Origin of the sequence: Aestuariibacter sp. GS-14 (genome assembly GCF_006494365.1) — a bacterium.
Taxonomy (GTDB): Bacteria; Pseudomonadota; Gammaproteobacteria; order Enterobacterales; family Alteromonadaceae; genus Alteromonas; species Alteromonas mangrovi.
The window spans coordinates 1-3,977 of record NZ_VHIP01000031.1; the positions used below are offsets into that span (position 1 = coordinate 1).

Sequence of the window (3,977 nt, forward strand, 5' to 3'; positions counted from 1 at the left end):
CATCCCCGCTTTCTATCATGTCATCCCCGCGAAGGCGGGGATCTTGTTTGGCAAAGGCAAGCTGTTTGAGTAAACCGCGGTTTGAGCCCGGGGGGACGCGGAAGTTGGGTCACCCAAGGCGAGGGGGCATCCTCGCGGGTTATTCAAACGGACAAAAAAAATCCGATGTCACAGGGCATCGGATTTGTTTGTTCAACGCTTGGATTGATCTACACCAACACGCCAACTGTCTTTAGCTTGTGGCTTCGGAAATTAGTGGTGTGAAAGAAGCTTAGATTTCTTCTCGATTTTGCAGTCGAGTATACGTTGCGCATTTTTGCGACCAATGTATGCAGCTACTGCGTACGGGTGCTTGCGTTTAAAAAATTTTGTGAATGCCTTTAGCATGGTAAGCCCCCCTTTAAGTATGTTAATCGGTTTTTCACTATTTAAAGCTACAATATTACAGTAATGTGATCAAGTATAAATCTGACATAGTAAGTATAATTTTGTGTGTTTTTATTGGATTTTCAATGTAACGTTTTGATTTTTATGTTTTAAATATTTTATATAAATACGGAAAATCTTCAAATATAGCGTGTTGAATAGGGCTTTTTGGGCTGTTTATGCTTTTACTGGTAGGAGCTGTTGTGGAAATTCACATTAAAAAGCCCGGCTTGCATAATACAATACCGGGCTGAGTGAGAGGGTTGATACTATGCGCCTTAATCTCTTAAAACGCGTACACTTCCGCTTTCGACAATAACTCGCTGGGCTTAATACGTTCGGTTACACAGCTTTTCACCGACTTCTTACTGAATATGTACACTCTGTCTTGCGCTTTTCCATCGTCACCTTTGCCAAAGTTTTTCAGAATAAAGCTAATGTGCTCATCGTCGGGTAGTTCACGTAAACCAGCGCCAAAGCTACACAGGGTGTCACCAACGCTGCCCTCAAAGTTAGCCAAAAAGGTTTTGTAGGCTTGCTGCTGCATTTCACGCTGCTTTTCCAACTCGGCTTTTTTCTCTTCGGCCAGTTCTTTGGCGTAGTCCTGCAGTTCTTTTTCCCGAGTCTGTAAGCCGTCTATGGTGGATTTAATTTCCTTCATTTCGCTTTCTATTTGACGTTTGCGCTCTGCATCCGCGCCGCGCAGTTCAAATTCGAGGTCGCGGTTGCGGCGTTCGAGCTCGCGAAGTTCCCATTCAATTTCGCGGCGATCGCTGCGAAATTCCCGCAGTTTCTCGTCGGTTTTACGCACTATGCGTTCAACCTGGCGCACCACCCGGTCTGCGGTATCTTCCCAATCCTGTTCAAATACAAACTCATAATCGCCGTCAGTCTCAATATGCATGCCATCGGTCACTACGGTAACGGTATGCGATTCTGGTGCTTCTGGTGCAGTAGGCAGCACACTCATTAAGTCACTAAAGTCAAAATCGAACATCATGCTCCGGCCACCGGTATTTATGGTAAAAATAACCCCTTGTTTCGCCAGATAAGTAGCCTCAATACTGCGGTAGCGTACGCCATCTTTGCGGGTATCCTGTTTTAGCGCGGTATCAATAACGCCCGACATAATGTTCAGCTGTTTATCAAGCTCGGTAAGGTTTTGTGCAACGGCACTGGAAGCCAGGGTTGCGCCAAATAGCGATGCAATTGCGAGTGCTTTCATAATCATTCCACCTGTTGTGTGATTATTCGGTGAGGGCAGGGTAGCCATCATCCAGTGAATTAATTTCACGCTGTAGCTGAGTAAGCTGGCGTGCGTAGTAGCGCTGATCGTCATCACGCTGTTGGTTAATAAACTTAATCAGTTCTGCAAAGTCTTCACGACGCTCCTGTCGGCTCGACGTAAGCAGATACTGCGTAAGTTGAGTACTGTTCTCCTGTTGCTGTTTCTGCAGGGCAGCAACGTACTGGGTAAACATGGTTTGGTTTGCTTGCTGGTAGTCGTTGATCTTCTGATTTACTAACGCGGCTACTTCATCTTCACTGGGGCCTTGCTGGAAGCCCATAGTTAATTTGCCGTTGCTCACCTGTACAGAGAATCCGCTTACTACCATTACAATGGCCAGTGCCGACATTGCCATAGACATCACTGGCAAGCCTTGCCACTGCCACCATTTTGGTTTGTCGGGAGCAATAAATGTGGCGTTCATATCCCAGGCAGGCATAGGCGGTGGGGTAAATTGTTCGGCCGCAACATTGAGTTGCGTGGCAGCTTCTACCTGCGCAGCAAAAGTACTATCGCTAATGCATAAGGCTTCAAAGGCGGCGCGCTCATCGTTAGTTAAGGCGTTTTCCAGCCATTGGCCGAATAAGTATTCAGACTCGTAATTAGCCATGTTCTACCTCCAAATCCAGTTTTAATTTCGACAATCCGCTGTATAAGCGTGACTTAACCGTGTTGCTGGAAAGCCCCAGCTGTTCGGCGATTTCGTCGAAGGTAAACTGTTCAAAAAATTTCAATTCAATAATGGCACGCTGTGCCAAAGGCAAACGCTGCATCGCAGCGGTAAGAGCTGCACTGGTGCTGTTAGTTAATAAGTGATGTTCCGGGCAGGGGCGTTCGCAACTGAGTTCGTCGTCTTCATCCAATGGCGAGTCGGGCCGTTTTCTACGGTAAAATTCAATGCATCTGAAATGCGCAATCCTGAACAGCCAGGCTTTAAAACTGCCTTCGCCACGGTAATTGACCAGGCTGCGAAATACCGCAATAAAAATATCCTGCATCAAGTCTGCGGCGTCATGCGGGTTGCCCGTCATGCGAACACCATATTGATAAATAGCAGACTCATAGCGTTTTATAAGCGCGAACCAGGCCTTTTTGTGCCCGCTTAAGGCCTGTTCTATTAGTTGTTCGTCGCGCTTTTCAAACACCGGATATCCCCAAAGTTTTATGTTGTTGTGGGTATAGTCGGGGGGCCGGGCAAAAAAGTTTGCCCGGTTTTAAAATTATTTTAAGGTGGGTACCGGCAGCAACGGCGAAATGATCTCGCCTACCCGGCGGAACAATCGCATTCGGGTGGTGCCGCTGCGCCATACCAAGCCAATTTCCCGGAACGCTTTTTCTTCCGCTGGGAAAGACGTGAGCTGTGTATTTCGCAGTAAATCCTGATTGAGCGCCAGTTCAGGGATAAAGGTATAACCTAACTTGCTATTCGCTAATTGCACCAGGGTATACAGCGAGCTGGCAGCCAGCGAACTGATTTGATCGGTATGTTGCAGGTTACAGGCACTTACCGCGTGACCGGTCATGCAGTGTTCTTGCTGAAGCAGAAAGATACTCTTCTTCGGCAACACCGAAATATCCATTGGTGACGGTAATTCGTTAGCCAAATCCTTATGAGCAATTAAATGAAACGGATCGTGACCCAGCACCATTTGCTTGCATCCCGGTGTTTCCATTGGCAGTGCCAGCACCAGTAAATCCAGGCTGCCGTCGGTAAGTTGCTGAAGCAGATTGGCCGTGGTGTCTTCCTGTAACTCCAACTGAATGTCGGGTAAAAACGTGCGAAATGCGCCCAGCATGGCTTCAAACAGGAACGGCGCAATGGTAGGGATGACACCCAGTTTAAGCTTACCGCGTTGCCAGTTACCGGCGTTTTGCGCGTATTCCACCAGTTCACCGGCTTCTTGTAGAATTACTTTCGAGCGTTCAACTACGTCGAGCCCTAACGACGTAAACACAAAGGTTTTGTGCTCACGTTCTAACAACTGGCTACCAAAATGCTCTTCCAGGTTTTGAATTGCCGTACTCAGGGTAGACTGGCTAACGTTACAACGTTGGGCTGCACGGTGGAAATGCTGTTCCTGATGTAAGGTTACCAGGTAATGCAAATGCTTAAGATTTGGCCATTTCATTATTGCTAACTCGATTGTTATTTGTAGTTTTAATCAATTGTATAGATATGTTCGGCAAATAACACCCCTAAAAGTAAGGTTTTTTGATTGCCTGTCACCCCGGGATCTACTCAAACAACGGGCCGATGCCAAAC

The 3,977-nt window shown here is 47.0% G+C and carries 4 protein-coding genes; all 4 read right to left on the reverse strand.

Annotated features, from left to right (window positions below; translation table 11 throughout):
* Positions 1-712: 712 nt before the first annotated feature.
* The 4 genes from FJ444_RS21120 to FJ444_RS21135 all read right to left on the reverse strand — a co-directional run bounded on the left by FJ444_RS21120 (position 713) and on the right by FJ444_RS21135 (position 3,843).
* Positions 713-1,651, reverse strand: a complete 939-nt coding sequence (locus tag FJ444_RS21120; protein WP_140961917.1) for a hypothetical protein — start codon at positions 1,649-1,651, stop codon at positions 713-715.
* A 22-nt stretch (positions 1,652-1,673) separates the two neighbouring features.
* Positions 1,674-2,324, reverse strand: a complete 651-nt coding sequence (locus tag FJ444_RS21125; RefSeq protein ID WP_140961919.1) for a hypothetical protein — start codon at positions 2,322-2,324, stop codon at positions 1,674-1,676.
* Positions 2,317-2,859, reverse strand: coding sequence for an RNA polymerase sigma factor (locus tag FJ444_RS21130; protein WP_140961921.1), 543 nt, complete (start codon positions 2,857-2,859; stop codon positions 2,317-2,319). Before FJ444_RS21130 ends, FJ444_RS21125 begins: the two co-directional genes overlap by 8 nt.
* A 75-nt stretch (positions 2,860-2,934) precedes the next feature.
* Complete coding sequence (locus tag FJ444_RS21135; RefSeq protein ID WP_140961923.1) at positions 2,935-3,843, reverse strand: hydrogen peroxide-inducible genes activator; 909 nt, start codon at positions 3,841-3,843, stop codon at positions 2,935-2,937.
* Between the last annotated feature and the right edge of the window lie 134 nt (positions 3,844-3,977).

Excerpts from the sequence above, each read along its gene's own strand:
- FJ444_RS21135 (WP_140961923.1), bottom strand. The coding sequence starts at position 3,843 with ATGAAATGGCCAAATCTTAAGCATTTGCATTACCTGGTAACCTTACAT.
- FJ444_RS21120 (WP_140961917.1), bottom strand. The coding sequence starts at position 1,651 with ATGAAAGCACTCGCAATTGCATCGCTATTTGGCGCAACCCTGGCTTCC.
- FJ444_RS21125 (WP_140961919.1), bottom strand. The coding sequence starts at position 2,324 with ATGGCTAATTACGAGTCTGAATACTTATTCGGCCAATGGCTGGAAAAC.